Here is a 21,480-nt window from a genome sequence, read left to right on the forward strand (position 1 = left end):
AGCGAACAGATTGGCATGAAAAGAGGGCGGCATAGACCTTCTGGTCATGCCGCCCTCTTTGAATGACAAGCTGTCGCTCTGGTGCCCGCGCAGCGTCGACTGGTCCGCCGTTCGGTAGAACGGCGAACCGCCTAACCGCCCAAGTAAGCTTTGCGGACGTTGTCGTCGTGCAGCAGCTCTTGACCAGTGCCGGTCATGGTGATCTTGCCGGTCTCGAGCACGTAACCGCGTGTGGCGATGGAAAGCGCCATCTGCGCGTTTTGCTCGACCAGAAGCACCGTGGTACCGGCCTTGTGCAAGTCCTCGACAATCTGGAAGATCTGTTCGATCAGAATCGGTGCCAGACCCATGGAAGGCTCGTCGAGCATGAGCAGTTTGGGGTTACTCATAAGGGCGCGCCCCATAACGAGCATCTGCTGCTCGCCGCCTGAAAGGGTGCCGGCGACCTGGCGACGACGTTCCTTCAGGCGCGGGAACTGCTCGTAGACGCGCTCCAGGCCCGGAGCCACCGTGGACTTGGGCTGCGTATAGGCACCCATCTCCAGGTTCTCCTCGACCGTCATCTGCAAAAAGGCGCGACGACCCTCGGGAACCTGAGCCAGGCCCTTACCAACCAGCTTATCAGCGGGCGTATGAGTAATGTCCTCGCCCATAAACTTGATGGAACCGGTCTTGGAACGCAGCAGGCCCGAGACGGTCTTGAGCGTTGTGGACTTGCCGGCACCGTTGGCACCAATCAAGGCCACGATCTCGCCCTCGTTAACGTTAAAGGAGATGTCCTTAATGGCGTGGATGGCGCCGTACCAGACGTTGATGTTGTAGACGGAAAGCATCAGCTCTGCCATTTAGTTCTCCCCCTTATCCTGCTTGCCCAGATATGCCTCAATAACAGCGTCGTTGTTCTGGATTTCCTCTGCCGTGCCCTTGGCGATGACCTTACCAAAGTTGAGCACGCAGATGCCCTCGCAGATGTTCATAACGAGCGACATATCATGCTCGATAAGCATGATGGCAATGCCGAAGGTGTCGCGAATCTTAACGATGTTCTCCATGAGCTCCGCGGTCTCGGACGGGTTCATGCCGGCGGCAGGCTCGTCGAGCAGCAGCAGCTTGGGGTTGGTGGCAAGCGCGCGGACGATCTCCAGACGACGCTGAGCGCCGTAAGGCAGCGATCCGGCCTGTTCATTTGCCAGGTGCTCCATGTCAAAAATGGACAGCAGCTCCATGGCACGCTCGTGGGCGGCCTTCTCGTGCTTCCAATACGTCGGCAGGCGCAGCACGCCCTCAAAGCCGGAGTAGCGCTCCTGGTTGTGCAGGCCGACCTTAACGTTGTCCTCCACCGTCATGGTGTTGAACAGGCGAATGTTCTGGAAGGTACGGGCGATGCCCATACGGTTGACCTGATAGACCGACTTGCCAGAGGTGTCCTCGCCGTCGAGCAGGATGGTGCCGTGCGTGGGCTGATACACCTTGGTGAGCAGGTTGAAGACCGTGGTCTTACCGGCACCGTTGGGGCCGATGAGACCGGCGATCTCGGTCTTGCCGATAGTCAGGCTAAAGTCGTCGACTGCCTTAAGGCCACCGAACTCAATGCCCAGGTGGATGCACTCGAGTGCCGGGCGCTCGCCCAGGTCGCGGTCGGGAACGATGGCGCCAGAAGGATACGGGACCATCTTGCCCTTGTTGAACTCAAACTTACTGGGCATCGGCTGCCACCTCCTTCTTGGAAGCAAAGCGGTCCTTGACGCGACCGAAGAACGCCTTGAGCTGCGGGTTGTTGGTAAAGATCATGACCAGGATCAGCACGATGGCGTAGATGAGCATGCGGTAGTCCGAGAACTGACGGAGCAGCTCGGGGAGCACCGTGAGCAACGCCGCCGCGATGACGGAGCCGCGCATATTGCCCAGACCGCCCAGGACCACGAACACCAGGATGAGGATGGACGTGTTGAAGTCGAACTTGGTGGCGGAGAGCTGCGAGAAGTTACCGCCGAAGAGAGCTCCGGCAGCACCGGCGAGGGCAGCGGAAACCACGAAGGCAATCATGCGGTACTCGGTGACGGAGATGCCTACGGACTCGGCTGCAATCTTGTTATCGCGCACGGCCATAATGGCACGGCCGGTACGGCTGCGAACCAGGTTGAGCACGATCACGAGTGCGACCATGACCAGGATGGCACCGGCGAGGAAGGTCGAATAGGTCGACACGCCCGATGCGCCCTGCGCGCCCTTGATGATGGCGGTGCCGTCCTCGAGCAGATGCAGGTCGTCGATCGTAGAGTTGCCCGTGATGTTAAAGATCACGTGCAGGCCGCGGGAGTCGACGCCCACAATAAGGCAGGTGACGATCTCTTTGATGATCTCGCCAAAAGCCAGGGTCACGATGGCCAGATAGTCGCCGCTCAGGCGCAGGACCGGGATACCGATCAAGAAGCCCAGGATGGCGGCAGCGATGGCGCCGACCACGATGCTGATGATAAGGCGCACAGGATCGGAGGGAACGGCGCTCTCGAGGGCGACCGCGGTGACGATGCCCGTGTAGGCACCGACACTCATAAAGCCCGCATGACCCAGCGACAGGTCGCCCGCGATGCCGACGACGAGGTTGAGGGAAATGGCCATGACGATATAGGCCGTGATGGGAACCAGCTGACCGGCGATCATGCGCGGAATCATGTGGTTCGACTGCATAAAGAACACGATGGCGAAGGCCACGATGCACATGGCGTACGTAACAAAGTCGTGACGCGTCTGCTTGTCTTTAAGAAACTTCATAACGCTCACCTACACCTTCTCGGGGACGTACTTGCCCAAGAGGCCGGCAGGCTTGACGAGCAGGACGATGATCAGAACACCAAAGACGATGGAGTTGGCAAGGCTCGTGGAAATGTAAGCCTGTGCCATCGCCTCGATGATGCCGATGAGAATGCCACCGACAAAGGCGCCGGGGATGGAGCCGATGCCACCGAAGACGGCGGCGTCGAAGGCTTTGATGCCAGGCATGGCACCCGTCGTGGGCTGCAGCACCGGCGAGTAGGAGCACAGGAGCACACCGGCGATGGCGGCAAGGGCAGAGCCGATGGCGAACGTCATCGAGATGGTACGGTTGACGTTGATGCCCATGAGCTGAGCGGCGGCCTTGTCCTCGGACACGGCGCGCATGGCTTTGCCCATCTTGGTCTTACCTGTAAAGAACATCAGGCCGGCCATGATAACCAGGCAGGCGACGATGGTGACGAGCGAGACGGCGCTTACGTTGAACTTGGCCAAGAACTCCGGCACCTGGAAGGTGACGAGCGAAGTAAAGTTCTTGGGCGTGGCGCCCCACAGAAGCTGCGCGGCGTTCTGCAGGAAGTAGGACACGCCGATAGCCGTGATCAGAACGGCCAGCGGGCCTGCTTGGCGCAGCGGCTTATAGGCCAGACCCTCAATGAGAACACCGAGAACCGTGCAGACCACACAAGAGAGAACTACAGATGCCCAGCCCGGGAGGCCGAGATACGACGTGGCACAGAACGAGACATAGGCACCGACCATGATGACGTCGCCGTGAGCGAAGTTGAGCATCTTGGCGATACCGTAGACCATGGTGTAGCCCAACGCGATGATGGCGTAGACGCTGCCCATGGACAGGCCGTTGACCAGGTATTGGATAAAGACCGTCATGTTCCACATCCCCCTTTCGAATAGGTTTCCAGTTGATGTATGAAACAGGGACGTTACATCGTCCCTAGATACCAAGCAAGCAGGGAAGGCCAAAACCTCCCCTGCTTGGGATCAAAACCGCTCTATGTAAGGCGGCCAATTAGGCCTGTACGTACTTGCCGTCGGTGATGACGTAAGCCGTGGGCTCCTTCTGGACCTGGCCCTTATCGTTCCAGGTGAGCTTGCCGGTCAGACCGTCAACGGTAATCTTGAGCATAGCCTTGGACAGCTTCTCGGCGGCCTCGGTCGGATCGGCGTCGACGCCAAGACCGGCCTCCTTGAGGGCCTCGGCCACCGCGTGCACGCCATCGTAGGCATCGGCGGCAAACTGGTCGGGGGTATCGCCGTACTTATCCTTGTAAGCGTTGACGAAGTCGGCGTTCTTCTCGTCGTCGGCGGAGAACGGGGTCATGAGCAGCAGACCCTCGGCAAGAGAGGTATCGAAGCCCTCAACGCCCAGGATGCCGTCCATGCCGTCGCAGCCCATCATCTTGACGTCGTAGCCCATGTCCTTGGCGTTCTTGAGCAGGACGGACGCCGGCGTGTAGTAGATCGGCGCAAAGATCATGGTGGCGCCGGCCTGCTTGGCCTTGGTCAGCTGGTTCGTAAAGCTCGTGGCGGAGTCGTCCTTAAAGGTCTCCTCGTCAACAATCTCGAGCTTGGACTCAGCGGCCTGGGCCTTAAAGGAATCTGCGATGCCCGAAGAATATGCGTCGCCGGAGTTATAGAACAGCACGAACTTCTCGTCCGCATACTTCTGCGCCAGGAACTTGGCAGCGTTGACACCCTGGTTGGGGTCGGTGAAGCAAACCTGGAAGACACAATCCTTGCCGTCGGTGACGTCCTCGGAGGACGCGGACGGGGTGATCATGAACGTCTTGGGGTCGTTACCACACTCGGCGGCAACGGCAACCGACGCACCCGTGGTGGTCGGGCCGACGAGGGCCTGCATGCCCCAGTCGAGCAGGGTGTTAAAGGCGTTGACGGCCTTCTCGCCATCGGCCTGGTCATCCTCGGCCTTGCTAGCAAGCGGCAGCTCCTTGGTCGAGAAATCCTTGCAGCCAAGCTCGACACCCTGGGTAACGGACTTGCCGTAGGACGCGTTGGCGCCGGTCAGCGGGCCGATGGTGCCGATCTTAAACGAAGCGTCGCCCGACGCGGAACCGCTGTCGCCGCCGTTGGAGGAGCAGCCAGCTAGAATGGACATCGCCCCCAGACCTGCTGCGCTCGCGATAACGCTCCTGCGATTCATAACAGGGTTCAATGACTTACCGGTGAGGCTCGACATGCGGCTCTCCTCTCAAATCTCGTCGGGTTTCGGTTACCCGACAGGCCATCCTTCGCCGTGTTCGGCGTTCGCAAAATAGTAGACGCTTTAGTTGAGAAAAGTGACGATTATTTCAACTTTTCTTTTGTTTTGTCCATTTATCCATAATTATGCGTATTTCTATCGATTTATGCAGTTTAGCCACTTTATTGTGTGAAAGTAATATTTCCATTCTGTTACAAGCGCCCCTGCCCTGATTAAAACACCCTCACCGGTCGCGTTTTGTACGCACCTAGGCGGCGATGTACTTGCCGTCCTGAATCACATAGGCCGTAGCGGGCTTTTCAACCTGGCCCTTGTCGTTCCACGTCAACTCGCCCGTCAGGCCCTCGATCTTGATCTTGCGCATGGCCTTGGCAAGGTCGCCGGCAATGTCGGCGCCGTCGGCCGTAATGTCAATGTCTGCCTTATCGATGGCCTCGACAATCGCGTGGACGCAGTCATAGGCATCGGCGGCAAACTGGTTGGGCGTCTCGTCGTAGGCATCCTTATAGGCCTTGACGAAGTCGGCATTCTTCTCATCGTCAGCCGAAAACGGGGTCATGAGCAGTACGCCCTCGGCAAGAGAGGTATCGAAGCCTTCCACAGAGAGCAGGCCGTCCATGCCGTCGGTACCCATGAGGGTCATGTCGTAGCCCATGTCCTTGGCGTTCTTGAGCAAAACGGACGCCGGCGTGTAGTAGATCGGCGCAAAGATGAGCGTGGCGCCGGACTCCTTGGCCTTGGTGAGCTGGTTGGTAAAGCTCGTGGAAGAGTCGTCCTTAAAGGTCTCGGTATCGACGATGTCGAGCTTGGACGCCTTGGCCTGCTCGGCAAAAGCGTCGGCAACGCCCGAGCTATACGTATCGCCGGAGTTGTAGAACAGGGCGATCTTGGCATCCGCGTACTTCTCGGCCAAGAACTTTGCGGCGCTGGCGCCCATGGTGGGATCGGTGAAGCAAACCTGGAAAACCGTGGTCTTGTCCTTGGTGACGTCGAGCGACGAGGCCGAGGGCGTGACCATGAGCATATCGTCGGCGATCTCGCCCGAGACGGCGACGGCAGCACCGGTCGTGACGGGGCCGACGAGCGCCTGCATGCCCCAGTCGCACAGGGTATTGAAGGCGTTGATGGCCTTCTCGCCGTCAGCGACGTCGTCCTCGGACTTAAGCGAGAGTTTGAGGTCCTTGGTCGAAAAATCCTTGGCGGCGAGCTTGGCACCCTTCTCGGCCGAAACGCCATAGGTTGCCGCGGCGCCGGTCAGAGGGCCGATGACACCAATCTTGAAGGTCTTGCCGTCATCGGCGGAGCCGCCGTCCGAGCCACCCGACGAGCAACCAGCGAGTGCCGCGGTGCTACCGAACGCCGCGGCACCAGCCAAGAAACTCCTGCGGTTAAGTACGTTATTGATGCTAAACATGGTATCCCCCTTTTCGCTGGCCGCGGTGCGGCCGTCTTGCGGTACAGGGCAAACCTTATGGTGCAAACGTTGACAGTTTGTTACGGAGTTCCGTTTGTAGCGAGCATGTTTCCAATGTTTCCGCAGCGTTTCGGGGGTGCCGTTTTGTGCGACTCCTGTTGCCTGGCGAGCACGCGCTCTCGGTTCACGCTAGAATGCACTCAACCTTTAAGCGGTTAATCCATCCATAAGATGCACCAAGGAGCTATCTATGAGCGAACCCCTGCGCACCGTGAACGTCGGTCTGATCGGTCTGGGAACCGTCGGCGGCGGCGTGGCCCGTCTGATCAAGAGCCACCACGATGAGTACCTGGCAGCCTACGGCATCGACCTTAAGCTGACCCGCGCCTGCGCGCTTGCCTGGGAGCAGGCCGAAGCAGCCGGTATTGAGCGCGAGGCCTTTACGAGTGACTGGCATGACGTCGTCGCCGACCCCGCCGTCGACATCGTCGTCGAGCTGATCGGCGGCGAGCATCCCGCAACCGAGATCTTCACCACTGCCTTCGAGAACGGCAAGCACGTCGTCTCTGCCAACAAGGCCCTGCTGGGCCGCCATGTCGAGACGCTCGCCGAGAAGGCGCGCGCGTGCGGCGTGCAGATTAAGTGCGAGGCCAGCTGCGGCGGCGGCATCCCCATCGTGAGCACGCTCGAGCACGACCTGGTGGGCAACAAGATCCTGACCATCGCCGGTATTCTCAACGGTACCACCAACTATATCCTGTCGCGCATGGATGCCGAAGGCGCCGATTACGCCGATGTGCTCGCCGACGCACAGGCCAAGGGCTATGCCGAGGCCGACCCGTCCGCCGACGTCGACGGCTTCGATGCCGCCAGCAAGACGGCGATCCTCGCTTCCATCGGTTTTGGCACCCGCGTTACCACCGACGATGTGTACCAGCAGGGTATCCGCACCATCGGCGCCGAGGACATCGCCCAGGCCCGCGAGCTCGGCTACACCATCAAGCTGCTCGGCATCGCCCGCAACACCGACGCCGGCGTCGACGTCCGCGTGCATCCCACGCTGATCCCCGCCGACCACATGCTCGCCAAGGTCAACGGTGCCATGAACGCCGTCTACGTAGTAGGCGACGCCGTGGGCGAAACCATGTTCTACGGTGCCGGCGCAGGCTCCTTCCCCACCGCGAGCGCCGTCGTGGGCGATATCCTGTCGCTCTCCGAGCAGATCAGCCGCGGCGTGGCTCCGCTGCCCGAGATTGAGCCCTATGGTCACAACCTCGCCTTTAAGCCTATGGACGAGCTCCAGACCAAGTACTATGTGCGCCTGAAGGTCGCCGACCGCGTGGGCGCCCTGTCCGAGACGGTCGACATCTTTGCCAAGCACAACATCTCGATCTCGCTCATCAACCAGGTCGAGGACGGCAAGCCGGGCGTCAGCGATGCCTGCTCGGTCATCTTCCTGACGCACCGCGCGCTCGAGAAGGACGTCCAGGCTGCCGCCGCCGAGCTTGCCAGCGTCGACTGCGTGGCCGAGGTCGCCAACGTCCTGCGCATCGAGGACGTTGAGGCCTGGACCGAAGGCGTCATGGCCAACTAGTCCACTACTTCGAACCTCAACGAAGCTCAACGCAAAAGGCGCGCTGCCTGCATCAACCACAGGCAGCGCGCCTTCTTCTGTTTGCAGGGGAAGCTGCGTCCCGGTATTTCAGCTCAGAACGGGGCGAAGCTTCCCTCAGGGCCTTTTTCGGAAACTATGTCCCATTCTGGGCGCGGATTCTGGGACACGCTTTCCGCAACGGGCCTCTCGCGGAAAGCACGTCCCACTCTGGACGCCAATTCCGGGATGCATTTTCCGCGGCGGCGTTGGCTACCTGCCGTCGTCGTCCTCGGCTTCTTCTCTTGCATAGAGCTCCAGCATGCGGCGGCGGTATTCGCGCACGGCGAGCTTGGCGCGCTCCAGACGGCGGCGCTCGCGTGGGGTCAGCTCGGACGGGTCGACCTCGTCTCCATAGGTCTTATCGGCAAGTAGGTGCGCCGCGTCCACGATGCGGGCATCGATGTGGCCGCTCGCCGCCTCGGCGGAAAGACGCTCGGCAATCGCATCGAGCGTAGGCAGGCCCTCGAATACGCGACCATGGCCATGCGAAGTCAGCAGCTCATGCTCGCGCGCGAGCAAGCTCGCTAAGTCGTGGTGGGCGCGCAGGATGTCGAGCGCATCGGATGGATGCTCGGCAACTTCTGCCACGGCGGCGACCGGCGCGGCATCCACCACGCGGTAGAAGAGCTGCGCGAGCAATGGCATCAAGAACACCGTGATGGCGCCGGCGGCAACCATAACCGACGCGATGTCTTGCGACAGCGCGCCCGCGTTGACGGCAACGCTCGTCACGGCAACGATGATCGGCAGCGCCGTGGTGCAGTACAGGGCCACGGTAATGCGACCATACGCCGACACATCGCGCGTCGCAGGGCAAATGCTCATAGAAATAAGAATGGGCACGGCACGAATAATCAGCAACGCCACGATAAAGCCCACGAGCAGACCCGGGCGCGACGCCACGGCCGTCAGGTCGATCTTTGCGCCCGATACGGTAAAGAACACCGGAATCAAAAAGCCGTAGGCCAGGCCGTCGAGCTTGGTCTCGAGCGTATGGTTGCCCTCGGGGATGATGTAGCGCAAGACAAAGCCGGCGGCAAAAGAACCCAACACAATGTCGAGATCAAAGACGGCCGAGAAAGCCACGAGTGTGACCAGGATGAGCACCGTCAGGCGCACGAAGGTCTGCGACGTGGTATCGGCGCGTTCCTCGACAAACGCAAAGAAGCGGCTGCCGACGCGCTTGGAGCGGCTTGGGACCACGGCAAGCAACACGCAGACCACCGCAAACAGGCCAAGGATTACGAGCGTTTGGATGCCAGTGCGGGCAGACAGCAGCACCGACATGGCGAGCACAGGGCCGAGCTCACCCCAGGTGCCATACGCGAGAATCGAGTCGCCCACACGCGTGCCAGTGAGCGAGCGCTCACGCATGATGGGCACGAGCGTGCCGAGCGCCGTCGAAGTGAGGGCAAGCGTCACGGCGATACCGTCGAAATGACTGACCGAGAACCACGGGGTAAAGCGCACGGCAAGCCAGGCGATACCAAACGTGACGGCCCACGTCGCCAAGCCGTAGCGCCCCTCGACGCCCGTGATGCTCTTGGGGTCGATCTCAAAGCCGGCAAGCAGGAACAAAAAGGCCAGGCCCAGCTCGGACACAAGCGAGACCTCGGCATCTACATGGATGACGCCGAGCATATGGGGTCCCAGCACCGCGCCGAGCACGAGCAAAAAGACCGTCTCGGGAACAGGTTTTCCGGGAATCGCCGAGGCGATGAAGGGACTCGCAAAGGCCACGAGTGCGATGATGGCGAGCGAAACGAATGCCATGTGATGCCTTTCTCTTGTTTGAGCCCCACTGTAGCACCCTCGCCGTCCTCAACGCGCCGCGAGCTGTCGTATCATAGTGAGGTTTACAAACATGTGGCTCAAGGCGACCGCGAGGCTTGCCCCGTAAACCGACCGCTGCCGCATACCGCACCGTACGCCCAACCGATCAGGAAGGCAGGAACCAATGGTCTCTCGTATCTACGTGGAGAAGAAACCCGGGTTCGACGTCGAGGCTCAGCAGCTCAAGGGCGAGCTGACCGAAATTCTCGGCATCAAGGGCATCGAGGCCCTGAGGATCATCAACCGCTACGACGTCGAGGGCATCGACGAGGAGCTTTTCCGCTCCTGCGTGCCGACCGTCTTTAGCGAGCCCCAGGTCGATGTGACCTACGACGAGCTCCCCGCAAGCGGTGGCGCCGTCTTTGCCGTCGAATTCCTGCCTGGCCAGTTTGACCAGCGCGCCGACTCCGCCAGCGAGTGCGCGCAGCTCATCAGCCAGGGCGAGCGCCCCGCCGTGCGCTCCGCCAAGGTCTATATGATCTCGGGCACTCTGGACGAGGCCGCCATCGATGCCATCAAGCACTACGTGGTGAACCCCGTCGAGGCGCGCATCGCCTCGCTCGACCTGCCCGAGACGCTGTACATGGAGACCCCCGAGCCCCAGCCCGTCGAGGTGCTCGACGGTTTCCGCGAGCTCGACGAGACCGGCCTTGCCGCCTTTATTTCCGAGCGCGGCCTTGCCATGGACGAGGCAGACATCGCCTTCTGCCAGCAGTACTTCCGCGATGAGGACCGCGACCCCACCATCACCGAAATCCGTGTGATCGACACCTATTGGTCCGACCACTGCCGCCACACCACCTTCGGCACCGTCCTGGATGACGTGACGATCGACGACGCCGTGGTGCAGCAGGCCTTCGACCGCTACATGGAGATGCGCCACGAACTCGGCCGCGACGCCAAACCCGTCTGCCTCATGGACATGGGCACCATCGGCGCTAAGTACCTTAAGAAGACCGGCGTCATGACCGATGTCGACGAGTCCGAGGAGATCAACGCCTGCACCGTCAAGGTGAAGGTCGATGTCGATGGCGAGGACCAGGACTGGCTGTTCCTCTTTAAGAACGAGACCCACAACCACCCGACCGAGATCGAGCCCTTCGGCGGTGCCGCCACCTGCGTGGGCGGCGCCATCCGCGACCCGCTCTCGGGCCGCAGCTACGTGTACCAGGCCATGCGCGTCACCGGCGCCGGCGACCCCACCGTCCCGGTCTCCGAGACGCTCGAGGGCAAGCTGCCGCAGCGCAAGCTCGTGACCACTGCCGCCGCCGGCTACTCCAGCTACGGCAACCAGATCGGCCTTGCCACCGGTCAGGTCAACGAGCTCTATCACCCCGGCTACGTGGCCAAGCGCATGGAGGTTGGCGCCGTCGTGGGCGCTACCCCGGCAAACCACGTTCGTCGCGAGTGCCCCGCCCCCACCGACAAGATCATCCTGCTGGGCGGCCGCACTGGCCGTGACGGCATCGGTGGCGCCACCGGCTCCTCCAAGACCCAGAACACCGAGTCCATCGAGACCTCGGGCGCCGAGGTCCAGAAGGGCAACGCCCCGGTCGAGCGCAAGCTGCAGCGCCTGTTCCGCCGCGGCGATGCCTGCCGTCTGATCAAGCGCTGCAACGACTTTGGCGCCGGCGGTGTCTCGGTCGCCGTGGGTGAGCTTGCCGACGGCCTGTATGTCGACCTTGATACCGTGACCAAGAAGTACGACGGCTTGGACGGCACCGAGCTCGCTATCTCTGAGTCCCAGGAGCGCATGGCCTGCGCCGTCGCCGACGGTGACGTCGAGGAGTTCATGGGCTACGCCGCCGAGGAGAACCTGGAGGCTACCGTTATCGCCGAGGTTACCGCCGAGCCGCGCATGCGCATGGCCTGGAACGGCGTCGCCATCGTCGACCTGTCCCGCGAGTTCCTCAACTCCAACGGCGCACCCAAGCACCAGGTCGCCCACGTGTGCGCCCGTAGCGTGTGGCAGCCCAGCTGGGCCGGCACCACGCTCGCCGAGCGCATGACCTCGCTCGTCACCGACCTCAACGTCGCTTCTAACAAGGGCCTTTCCGAGCGCTTCGACTCCACCATCGGCGCCGCGACCGTGCTCATGCCCTTTGGCGGCAAGACGCAGCTCACCCCCAGCTCGGCCATGGTCGCCAAGTTCCCCGTGGACGGCGAGACCACCACGGCGAGTGCCATGGCATGGGGCTTCAACCCCTATCTGATGGAGGCCGACCAGTTTGCGGGCGCCTACCTGTCCGTGGTCGAGTCCATCGCCAAGCTCGTGGCTGCCGGCTTTGAGCACAAGCGCGCCTATCTCTCCTTCCAGGAGTACTTCGAGCGCCTGCGCACCGAGGCCGAGCGCTGGGGCAAGCCCACGGCAGCCGTCCTGGGCGCCCTCATGGCCCAAGTCGACCTGGGTGCCGGCGCCATCGGCGGCAAGGACTCCATGAGCGGTTCGTTTGAGGACGAGACCGGCGAGCTCAACGTTCCGCCGACCCTGATCAGCTTCGCCGTCGCCGTGGGCAAGGCCGCCCGCGCCGTCTCACCCGAGTTCAAGGGCCTCACGCACCGCGTCGTCCGCATCGCCCCCGCCACCTATGGCGAGGACTACCGTCCCGACGCCCAGCAGCTGCTCGCCGCGTTTGACGCCGTCGAGGCGCTCACTGCTACCGGCAACGCCCTGGCCATCTCCACGCCCGGCTACGGCTGCGGCGCCGAGAGCCTCTTTAAGATGTGCGTCGGTAACCAGATCGGTATCGAGCTTGCCGAGGATGTAGACGTGGAGAGCCTCTTCACCCCGCTCTACGGCAGCTTTATCGTCGAGCTCGCCGAGGACGCCGAGCTGCCCGAGGTCGCCGACGGCGTTGTCGTCGAGCCCCTGGGCACCACCGTCGAGGGCTATGTCATCGACACCGGCTCCGAGGTCATCGAGCTCGCCGAGCTCCAGGAGGCCTGGGAGAGCGGCATCGAGGGCGTCTTCACCTACCGCAGCGCCGGCGAGACCCCCGAGGTCGAGACCATCGACTTCCGCGCCAAGGATATCCACGTGTACGGCGGCGCCAAGATCGCCCGCCCGCGCGTGATCATCCCCGTGTTCCCCGGCAACAACTGCGAGTACGACAGCGCCCGCGCCTTCCGTGCCGCCGGTGCCGAGGCCGACACCTTCGTGATCAACAACCTCACGCCCGAGGCCGTCGCCGAGAGCACCCACGAGCTTGCCCGCCGCATCCGTGCAAGCCAGATCGTTATGATCCCCGGCGGCTTCTCGGGCGGCGACGAGCCCGACGGCTCTGCCAAGTTCATCACGGCGTTCTTCCGCGCTCCCGAGGTCACCGAGGCAGTCCGCGACCTGCTCAAGGCCCGCGATGGCCTGATGCTGGGCATCTGCAACGGCTTCCAGGCCCTGATCAAGCTCGGCCTGGTGCCCTACGGCGACATCGTCGACGCCACGCCCGATGCGCCCACGTTGACGTTCAACACCATCGGTCGCCACCAGAGCCGTCTGGTGCGCACCCGCATCTCGTCCAACTTGTCCCCGTGGCTGTCGCAGTGCAGCCTGGACGACCCCTACACCGTCGCCATCAGCCACGGCGAGGGCCGCTTTGTCGCCAATGACGAAGTGCTCGCCCAGCTGATCGCCAACGGCCAGGTCGCCACGCAGTACGTGGGCGAGGACGGCAAGCCCAGCATGGATCTCTCCGTCAACCCCAACGGCTCCGCACTCGCCATCGAGGGCATCACGAGTCCCGACGGTCGCGTCCTGGGCAAGATGGGCCATGCCGAGCGTCGCGGCGACAACCTGTACCGCAACGTGCCCGAGCATGTCCCCGGCGATAAGTTCATGCCGATCTTTGAAAGCGGCGTGGCCTACTTCGCTTAAACCTTTCCCATCGGGTACAATCCCTTCGGGTAACAACACCCGCCACCGACACATCCGGTGGCGGGTTCTTTTTTGCTTCGCGCATGCAGGAAGGACATCATGGAAAGCCACAAGCCGTATCTCGCCACCCTGCCCGGACTTATCCTGGGCTGTCTTGTTTGCTGTGCACTCTGGGGATCGGCCTTTCCCTGCATCAAGATCGGCTACGCACTCTTTGGTATCCCGGCGCACGATAGCGCCTCGCAGCTGCTCTTTGCGGGCTTGCGCTTCACGCTTGCCGGCATGCTGGTCATTGTTGGCATGAGCGTGGCCCAGCGCCGACCGCTCGTTCCGCAAACGCGCGATATCAAGCCCATCTGCATCTTGTCGCTCTTCCAGACCATCGGCCAGTACTTCTTTTTCTACCTTGGTCTCTCCCGTGCAAGCGCTATGTCGAGCTCCATCATCGAGGCCAGCGCCAACTTCTTGGCTATCCTCTTTGCCGCCCTGGCATTTCACACCGAGAAGCTCAATACGGCCAAGGTGCTTGGCTGTGCGCTGGGCTTTGCCGGCGTCGCGCTCGTCAACCTCTCGGGCGCAGATGGCACCTTTGGCTTCAGGCTCGATGGCGAGGGCTTTATCCTAGCCTCCACTGTCGCGGGTGCTCTTTCGACCTGCCTGATCGGCATCTTCTCGCGCAAGCACGACGGCGTCTTGCTTGCCGGGTGGCAGTTCTTGGTCGGCGGCCTGGTCCTCACCGCCATCGGCTTTTTGATGGGTGGCACGCTCTCCCCCACGACAATTGCCCCCGCCATCGCGCTCATCATCTACATGGCGCTTATCTCCGCGGTCGCCTACTCGCTGTGGTCGCGCCTGCTTGCCGTCAACCCCGTCAGCCGCGTCTCGGTCTTTGGGTTTATGAACCCGGTCTTTGGTGTGGTGCTGAGCGCGCTGCTGCTCGGCGAGGGCGCTGGCACGAGCCCCATTACCGTCATCGTTGCCCTGCTGTTGGTCTGCGGCGGCATAATCATCGTCAACAAACCCAAAAAAGCCTAGCGAGCTCACCTTTTTAGAGAGAGCCTTCACACACTTTAGCTTAATGGAATGCACTGGCTCTCGTTGATTTCGTACCGAGCCGCGGCGGCAGACGCTCGTCTTGCCGCACCGCGCCTGGGCGTTATGGCCGGTGGCCCCCGCAAACGCAAAAAGGGCGCACGACCATCGCAACGGTCGTGCGCCTTTTTTCTAGCGTATCTGGACGCCGGCTTTCTTTTTATCGGCCTTGACGCGGTAGAGCTCCGCATCGGCAGCGCGAAGCAAGTCTTGCCAGGTATCGACACTATCACCGACCCGTGCATAGCCGATGGACATCCGCAACAGATACGGCACCTCGGCATGCGCGAGCTCGTCGTTGATTGTCGCGCACAGATGCATGATATCCTGTTCCGCCGCTGCCTTTTGGAGCACCACGAACTCATCGCCACCATAACGCGCGATAAAGCCACCAGACGCCGAGCAGACTTCTTTGAGAGCAGCGGATATGACCTGAAGAGCATGGTCGCCCTCCACATGTCCATAACGATCGTTAATCTGCTTAAAGCCGTCAGCGTCCATCATAAGCAGATACACATCTTCGGCCTGATCCACATTTGAGAAGAGCGACAGGATATAGGTCTCAAAACGGTTGCGATTGTTGAGGCCAGTCAACGGGTCGGTCGAGACGAGCTGCTCCTGGCAGATAATGTAGAGCAGCAACATGCTAATCATTATGCCGACACAAAGGCCAGGCACCGAGTATACGATCTGAAAGGTACCGCCCACCAGGGCCGGAATGGCGAAAAATGCTAAGGTTCGATAGATAGCCTTCGTCTGCAGGCTCTCGACCCTGCGAGATTGCACAAACGCATGCAGGGACGTATGTATAACGTAACAGTAGCTGACAATGGGCTGGATCATATAGGCAAAGCCGCGACGATACACGCCCTGCGAATCGATATAGAACAAGGCGTGCGTCCAGTAACTGGTAAAAGCCAGCACGACCACCAGAGCCGTAGGCAACGTTACAAGCACCACCCTATAGCGCGAGGTCACAAGGCGAGAGCCCTGCATCGTCTCGGAATAGATAAACCAAATGAGACACGCGATGGCAAAGAGCGAAAACGAAACCGCGTTGGAAATCCAGTTGGCAGCAATACCCAACGTGCCGTCCGCACCATCCGAAAGCGTCCAGATCATATCGAATAATATGTACGCGGCAGAGGTGTAGCCAAGCATGCTAAACAATAGCTGCAGGGTGCTCGAGAACAAGGAGCGACGACTTCGCGCGGCAAGCCCGATAAGAACAATCATGCATAGCAGGAATATCTCAATCTTGAGTGCCTTAACCACTAGACGCCATCCCTTCAATATCCGAATGGTCAGAATCGCCCAATTCGAATCAGGGCAATAAACACCCCTTTACTCCGCAGGGGTAAAGGGAATCATAGCAAAGCGCCCGAACATCACTGCAAACAGTTTCTGTTCGGGCGCTCAGACGGCGCGAATTGCACGCCGGAATCATTGATGGGTATCGATTGCTACTCGCCATCGATGTCGGTCGCGACGGCCTCTTCGATGGCCTCGACACCGGCAGGCGACAGGTCTTCCTTGCCCTGGCAGAACTTCTTATCGACCCAGCCGGTCAGAATCGGGGCCATGATTGCCGTGATGATGACGGCAGTGGCGATCTGCGCATACGCGGTGGGCGCAAGCTCGGCATAGCGCGGAGCGACCTCGGCGAGGGCGACCGGCGTGGTCATAGCCGTGCCGGCGATAGTGGAGCAGGCAACGGCCGCCTTGCCGTTACCACCGCACAGGCGCTCGAACGCAAAGGTGATGGGGCCGACGATAAAGAGCGTGACAAGGCCCAGCAAGATGCCGGAAATACCGCCGGTGATAAAGCTCGAAAGGCTCATGGACGCACCGAGCTGAAATCCGATAACAGCGATCGCGGGATTGGCGCCGGGAACCAGCAGGTTCTTGATAAACGGGAACAAGTTGCCCAGGACCATGCCGATAACAAGCGGCAGGATGGATCCGATGATGGTGCCGACGGGGATGTTGGCGAGACCCGAAACACCAAGGATGATCATCGTGACGGCGGGGCCGGCCGTAAAGAACAGGATACCGACGGCGCCCTGCTCGGACTCATCGCCGAACTCGCCCATGATGCCCGTATAGAGCGCCATGTTGCAAAACGTAATGCCGCCGATGATGGAAACCGAGCTCAGGCCTAAAAAGTTATCGTTAAAGAAGTACGCGACGCCCAGACCCAGCGCGGCTGCCACTACAAGCTTAGGAATCAGCACGACGATGCCGGTCTTGATGGCGCCCGGCGTGGACTTAAAGCTGATGCCGGCGCCCACAAACAGCAGGATCGCGGCGACGATGGTATTGGAGCCACCGCGGCAGGCAGCCGTAAAGAAGCCGCCGATCTCAAAAACCTGCGGGCAGAAGGTGTTGAGCAAAAGACCGACGATCATCGGATAGATCATGATGTCGCCCGGGATGCGCGGAACCTTGAATTTCTTTTGCTCGTTGGCGGTCGCTTCCTGTGCCATGAAACCCCCATTTCCGCTGACGCGGAACAAAAGCCCACGTCATGCTTTGCTACAGTAAAGTTTGACCATGGTACCAGAAGAAATAGACCAGCTCGGTGAAAAATTCGACAAGTTGGGATGGAACGAGATTCGGCGCCCGCGACGTCACCCCTATATAAGGCTCAAGACAATATAGAGTACGATGCCCGAGACGCAGCACCACAGCATCGATTTTGTCTTGACCGCCACGACCACGACGCCGACGGCCGCAATCCAGGGAACCAGGGCAGGCCAGAGTCCCGCGTCGAACGCGCCGGGACTCACCAAGTCGTTGGCGACCAGCGCGGCAAAGGCAGCGGGCGGGATATAGCTCAGGGCCTCGGTAATGCGGGGCGACAGGGTCCGCCCGCGCAAGGCGAACGCCGGCGCAATGCGAAAGAACGCGATAGCAGCCCACGACGACAGCCACAGAACCAAGAACTCGTTAACGGGCATCGCGGGCACCTCTTCCGTCAAATACAGCATCGCACGCCAACGCAATGGCAATGCCGGCCACGACGCTTGCCGGCACGGCAATATTCGCGAGGCCCAAGAACTTGCATACGGCGACGGACACCGCGCCCGAAACCGCCGCGACAACGTTGCCGCGCGACAGCCGCTGCGAAAAGAGCAGGCAGATAAAGAGCGAGGTGCAGACAAAGGCTGCAATGGCGGTGGGAACATCGACAACGGCGCCGACGATGGCGCCCATCGTACACGAAACGCCCCATGTTGCGATGAGGATCACGTTGAGCACAAAGGACTCGCGCGGGCCCCAATCCTCCCCTTCAACCAACTTGGCAAGCGAGATGCCATATGCCTCCTCGGTAAGTGTCGCGGCAACAGCCAGCGTCTGACGCTTCGAGGCACCCGTCAGATGCGGCGCGATCGATGCCGAGTAAAGCGCAAAACGCGAGGAGATGGCGGCAACGCTCGCGATAATCGAAGGTGCCGGTACGCCCGCCAGCCAAAGATTGCAGATCATAAACTGGCCGCTGCCCGTCACAAACGTGCTGCTCAGGGCAAAGACCATCCAGGGCTCCATTCCCGTCTGCCCCATGATCATTCCGCACGGCGCGCCTATTGCAACATAGGTAAGCATCACCGGCCAGACGGTTCTAACGATTTTGAACACCATACGCTTCTCATCCTGACAAGGTCTCCGAGCCGCATGTAGCGATACGGCAGAATCATCATCCGACAGCAACCGAGTTCACCTACAATTGCCACCGGATCGAAAGACACAACTTTTTAGGAAGTCATTATGACAGCTATCGATCGAGACCGGGCGCGCGCGGCCTTCAAAAGCTACACCGATGCCTACGACGCCACCAACCCACGCATCGCGCTCAAAATCGAGCATACGTACCACGTGGCCGAGGCATGCGATGCCGTAGCGCGCGAGCAGGGCTGGTCGTCAGAAGATATTGACCTGGCATGGCTTTGCGGCCTGCTACACGATATGGGCCGCTTTGAGCAGCTGCGACGCTGGGACACCTTTAAGGACGCCGAGAGCATGAGCCATGCGGCGCTGGGCATCGAGGTCCTCTTTGGCGAGAATCCCGCCGATGCACCCGCCACGACAAACATCCGTGACTTTATCGAAACCGGTGCGCATGACGAGCTCATCCGAGCGAGCATCGCCTATCACAGCGACTTTCGCCTGCCGGCACAACTCGACGAGCGTACACGGTGCTTCTGCGATATCGTGCGCGATGGCGACAAGATCGACATTATGCGCACCATCGCCGACAGCACCGTCGATACCATCCTCAAGGTGGATGAGGACGCGTTTCTAGCCAGTCGCTTCTCGGTACCGACGCTTGCCGCCTTTGACGAGCATCGGTGCGTCGCGCGCGACGAGCGCAACGAGCCGGCGGACTACCTGGTGGGACTCATCTGCTTTATGTTTGAGCTCGTCTATCCAGCGAGCCGCACGCTGGCGCGCGAGCAGGGCGATATCTACCGCCTGCTCGACGCGCCCTTTGGCATTACGCGGCCCTTTACCGACCCCGCCACGCAGGCGACTTGGAGCCGCCTTAAGGACGAGATGCGCGACTGGCTGGCGCGCGCCTAGCGCTCAAGCTGGGCCAGCAGTTCCTCGACGACCTCGACGGCATCGCCGACAACCTTGTACTGGGCAGCACCAAAGATGGGGGCATCCGGGTCCTCGTTGATGGCGATAATGCACTCTGCCCCACCGATGCCGGCAAGATGCTGGATGGCGCCCGAAACACCGATACTCACGAGAAGCTTGGGCGAAACCGATACGCCGGTCTGGCCAATCTGATGGCGACACTCCAACCAGCCGGCCTCCACGACAGGTCGCGTGCAACCAAGCTCGGCTCCCAGAGCCTCGGCGAGCCTTCGCATCAGGGGCAGATTCTTCTTGGAGCCAATGCCGCGGCCCACCACGACCAAGCGCTCGGCATCGGCGATCGAGGCCTGCTGCCTCCACTCCTCGGCGGGAATCGAGATCTCGACACGAGCCTTAGCATCATCCGCAAGCGATATCTGGGTGATCGTGCCGGAGCGGTCGTAGTCAAAGTCGGGCGCCTTAAAGATGCCGGGACGAACCGTTGCCATCTGGGGACGATGATTGGGGCAGACGATGGTGGCCATCAGGTTGCCGCCAAACGCCGGACGCGTCTGTTGCAGCAGCCCCGTCTCCGTATCCATCGAAAGTACGGTGCAGTCAGCCGTAAGGCCCGTCTGCAAGCGCACGGCAACGCCGGGTGCCAGTTCGCGGCCAAAAGCGGTCGCACCGTATAGGATGGCCTCGGGTTTGCGTTCGGCTACCAAATCGCAGATCAAGCGGGCGTAGACCTCCGCATCGTTTTGGCGCAGGCGCTCGTCGCGACAGGCCAGGACTTCGTCGGCGCCCGCGCAAACCAGATGCTCCAGGTCGCCGAGAGAACCCTCGGGACCCATACCGATCAGTGCCACCAGACGGCAGTCGCGAGCATCGGCAAGCTCGCGGCCCTTGCCCATAAGCTCATAGGCAACGGGAGTCACCGTATCGTGCTCGTCGGTCTGCGCGAATACCCAAATGTCTCGATATGCATCAAGGTCCACCGCACCAGCGGCCTCGTCACGCTCGATCGAGATAGCGTTGACAGGGCAGGCGTCGACGCACCCACCGCATAGGATGCAGCCGTCGGTTACGCGGGCGCATCGGCTGGGTCGCTCGCCTTCCACTACGATGCCGCCCGAGGCACAGGCGCGAACGCAGCGACCGCAGCCGATACAGGCTTCGCTATCGATAATCAGTCCGCTCATCTATGCCATCCCCTCGATAATCTTGGCAAGCTTTGCCGCCTGCTCGGACGCCGTCCCCTCAACGGCCTCGCACGTTTGGTCACGGTCGGGCACAAACGAGCGCACGACCTGTGTCGGCGACCCGGCAAGACCGCAACGCGCGGGGTCGGCGTTCACGTCGGCGGCACTGACCACGCGCACGTCCGCCTCCTCCGCCGCGCGAATACCGGCAATACTCGGCATACGCAACTGGCCAATCTCCTTGGCAGTCGTCATCGCGCACGGCATCTCAAGGTACACCGTCTCCTCGCCGGCATCGCATCCGTGAACGAGCGCCAGCGAGCCACAGGTCGTAAAGCCCGCGCTCTGCACGCAGCTCACGTCGGTCACGCAGGGAATATCAAAGGCACCGGCAAGCTCGGGACCAATCTGGGCCGTATCGCCATCCACCGCCATCTTGCCGCAGATGAGCAGGTCGAAGTCCTCGTCGAGCGCCTCGATGCCGCACTTGAGGGCATAGGTGGTTGCCAGGGTATCGGCACCTGCAAAGGCGCGATCGGTCAGCAGCAGCGCATCGTCGGCGCCTCGAGCGATGCAGTCGCGCAGCAGCGACTCGGTCGCGGGGATGCCCATCGACACCACCGTCACGCGCACATCCATGCCAAAGCCGATAAAGTCGTCCTTCAGCGCCAGCGCGCATTCCAAAGCGCTCGCATCAAAGGGATTAATGACCGCCTGCTTGCCATCGCGCACGATGGTATTGGTCTTGGGGTCCATCTTGACCTCGGTGCTGCCCGGCACGGCCTTGACGCACACCACCATATGGAAATCGCTCAT

Annotated in this window: 17 protein-coding genes; 4 read left to right on the forward strand and 13 right to left on the reverse strand. The window is 61.3% G+C overall.

The window, feature by feature from the left end:
* Positions 1 to 131: 131 nt before the first annotated feature.
* From DWY51_RS02870 to DWY51_RS02895, 6 genes are all read right to left on the reverse strand, one after another.
* Positions 132 to 845 carry an ABC transporter ATP-binding protein gene (locus tag DWY51_RS02870; RefSeq protein WP_199411351.1) on the reverse strand — a complete coding sequence of 238 codons (714 nt, stop codon included), beginning with the start codon at positions 843 to 845 and terminating at the stop codon, positions 132 to 134.
* Positions 846 to 1,706, reverse strand: a complete 861-nt coding sequence (locus DWY51_RS02875; protein ID WP_055287178.1) for an ABC transporter ATP-binding protein — start codon at positions 1,704 to 1,706, stop codon at positions 846 to 848.
* Complete coding sequence (locus DWY51_RS02880) at positions 1,696 to 2,775, reverse strand: branched-chain amino acid ABC transporter permease (protein WP_117758808.1); 1,080 nt, start codon at positions 2,773 to 2,775, stop codon at positions 1,696 to 1,698. The genes DWY51_RS02875 and DWY51_RS02880 overlap by 11 nt, the downstream gene beginning before the upstream one ends.
* A 9-nt stretch (positions 2,776 to 2,784) precedes the next feature.
* A complete protein-coding gene (locus tag DWY51_RS02885; protein ID WP_099432746.1) occupies positions 2,785 to 3,666 on the reverse strand; it encodes a branched-chain amino acid ABC transporter permease in 882 nt (293 codons plus the stop codon).
* A 139-nt stretch (positions 3,667 to 3,805) separates the two neighbouring features.
* Entirely contained in the window at positions 3,806 to 4,993 is a 1,188-nt protein-coding gene (locus tag DWY51_RS02890) for an ABC transporter substrate-binding protein (RefSeq protein ID WP_117758807.1), read from the reverse strand.
* A 271-nt stretch (positions 4,994 to 5,264) separates the two neighbouring features.
* Entirely contained in the window at positions 5,265 to 6,431 is a 1,167-nt protein-coding gene (locus DWY51_RS02895) for an ABC transporter substrate-binding protein (protein ID WP_117769794.1), read from the reverse strand.
* 250 nt (positions 6,432 to 6,681) lie between these two features.
* Here DWY51_RS02895 and DWY51_RS02900 point away from each other — a divergent pair, with 250 nt between their 5' ends.
* Entirely contained in the window at positions 6,682 to 8,025 is a 1,344-nt protein-coding gene (locus DWY51_RS02900; RefSeq protein ID WP_117758805.1) for a homoserine dehydrogenase, read from the forward strand.
* Positions 8,026 to 8,295: 270 nt separating this feature from the next.
* Here DWY51_RS02900 and DWY51_RS02905 read toward each other — a convergent pair whose 3' ends face one another.
* Positions 8,296 to 9,858: a cation:proton antiporter gene (locus DWY51_RS02905; RefSeq protein WP_117769795.1), complete on the reverse strand. Its 1,563-nt coding sequence runs from the start codon at positions 9,856 to 9,858 to the stop codon at positions 8,296 to 8,298.
* A 184-nt stretch (positions 9,859 to 10,042) separates the two neighbouring features.
* Here DWY51_RS02905 and DWY51_RS02910 point away from each other — a divergent pair, with 184 nt between their 5' ends.
* Both DWY51_RS02910 and DWY51_RS02915 read left to right on the forward strand, forming a co-directional pair.
* The gene (locus DWY51_RS02910) at positions 10,043 to 13,789 is read left to right on the forward strand and encodes a phosphoribosylformylglycinamidine synthase (protein ID WP_117769796.1); all 3,747 of its coding nucleotides are present in this window, start codon (positions 10,043 to 10,045) and stop codon (positions 13,787 to 13,789) included.
* Positions 13,790 to 13,888: 99 nt separating this feature from the next.
* The gene (locus DWY51_RS02915; RefSeq protein WP_117769797.1) at positions 13,889 to 14,824 is read left to right on the forward strand and encodes a DMT family transporter; all 936 of its coding nucleotides are present in this window, start codon (positions 13,889 to 13,891) and stop codon (positions 14,822 to 14,824) included.
* A 189-nt stretch (positions 14,825 to 15,013) separates the two neighbouring features.
* Here DWY51_RS02915 and DWY51_RS02920 read toward each other — a convergent pair whose 3' ends face one another.
* The 4 genes from DWY51_RS02920 to DWY51_RS02935 all read right to left on the reverse strand — a co-directional run bounded on the left by DWY51_RS02920 (position 15,014) and on the right by DWY51_RS02935 (position 18,523).
* The gene (locus DWY51_RS02920; RefSeq protein WP_117769798.1) at positions 15,014 to 16,156 is read right to left on the reverse strand and encodes a diguanylate cyclase; all 1,143 of its coding nucleotides are present in this window, start codon (positions 16,154 to 16,156) and stop codon (positions 15,014 to 15,016) included.
* 188 nt (positions 16,157 to 16,344) lie between these two features.
* Positions 16,345 to 17,367, reverse strand: a complete 1,023-nt coding sequence (locus DWY51_RS02925) for a 2-keto-3-deoxygluconate permease (protein WP_117769799.1) — start codon at positions 17,365 to 17,367, stop codon at positions 16,345 to 16,347.
* A 150-nt stretch (positions 17,368 to 17,517) separates the two neighbouring features.
* Positions 17,518 to 17,841, reverse strand: coding sequence for an AzlD domain-containing protein (locus tag DWY51_RS02930; protein ID WP_117769800.1), 324 nt, complete (start codon positions 17,839 to 17,841; stop codon positions 17,518 to 17,520).
* Complete coding sequence (locus tag DWY51_RS02935) at positions 17,831 to 18,523, reverse strand: AzlC family ABC transporter permease (protein WP_117769801.1); 693 nt, start codon at positions 18,521 to 18,523, stop codon at positions 17,831 to 17,833. Before DWY51_RS02935 ends, DWY51_RS02930 begins: the two co-directional genes overlap by 11 nt.
* 126 nt (positions 18,524 to 18,649) lie before the next feature.
* Here DWY51_RS02935 and DWY51_RS02940 point away from each other — a divergent pair, with 126 nt between their 5' ends.
* On the forward strand, positions 18,650 to 19,462 hold the full coding sequence (locus tag DWY51_RS02940; RefSeq protein ID WP_117769802.1) for an HD domain-containing protein: 813 nt from the start codon (positions 18,650 to 18,652) through the stop codon (positions 19,460 to 19,462).
* Here DWY51_RS02940 and DWY51_RS02945 read toward each other — a convergent pair.
* Entirely contained in the window at positions 19,459 to 20,664 is a 1,206-nt protein-coding gene (locus DWY51_RS02945; protein ID WP_117769803.1) for an electron transfer flavoprotein subunit alpha, read from the reverse strand. The genes DWY51_RS02940 and DWY51_RS02945 overlap by 4 nt on opposite strands.
* Positions 20,665 to 21,480: an electron transfer flavoprotein subunit beta/FixA family protein gene (locus DWY51_RS02950; RefSeq protein WP_117769804.1), complete on the reverse strand. Its 816-nt coding sequence runs from the start codon at positions 21,478 to 21,480 to the stop codon at positions 20,665 to 20,667.

The organism is Collinsella sp. AF25-2LB (assembly GCF_003458415.1).
Classification (GTDB): domain Bacteria; phylum Actinomycetota; class Coriobacteriia; order Coriobacteriales; family Coriobacteriaceae; genus Collinsella.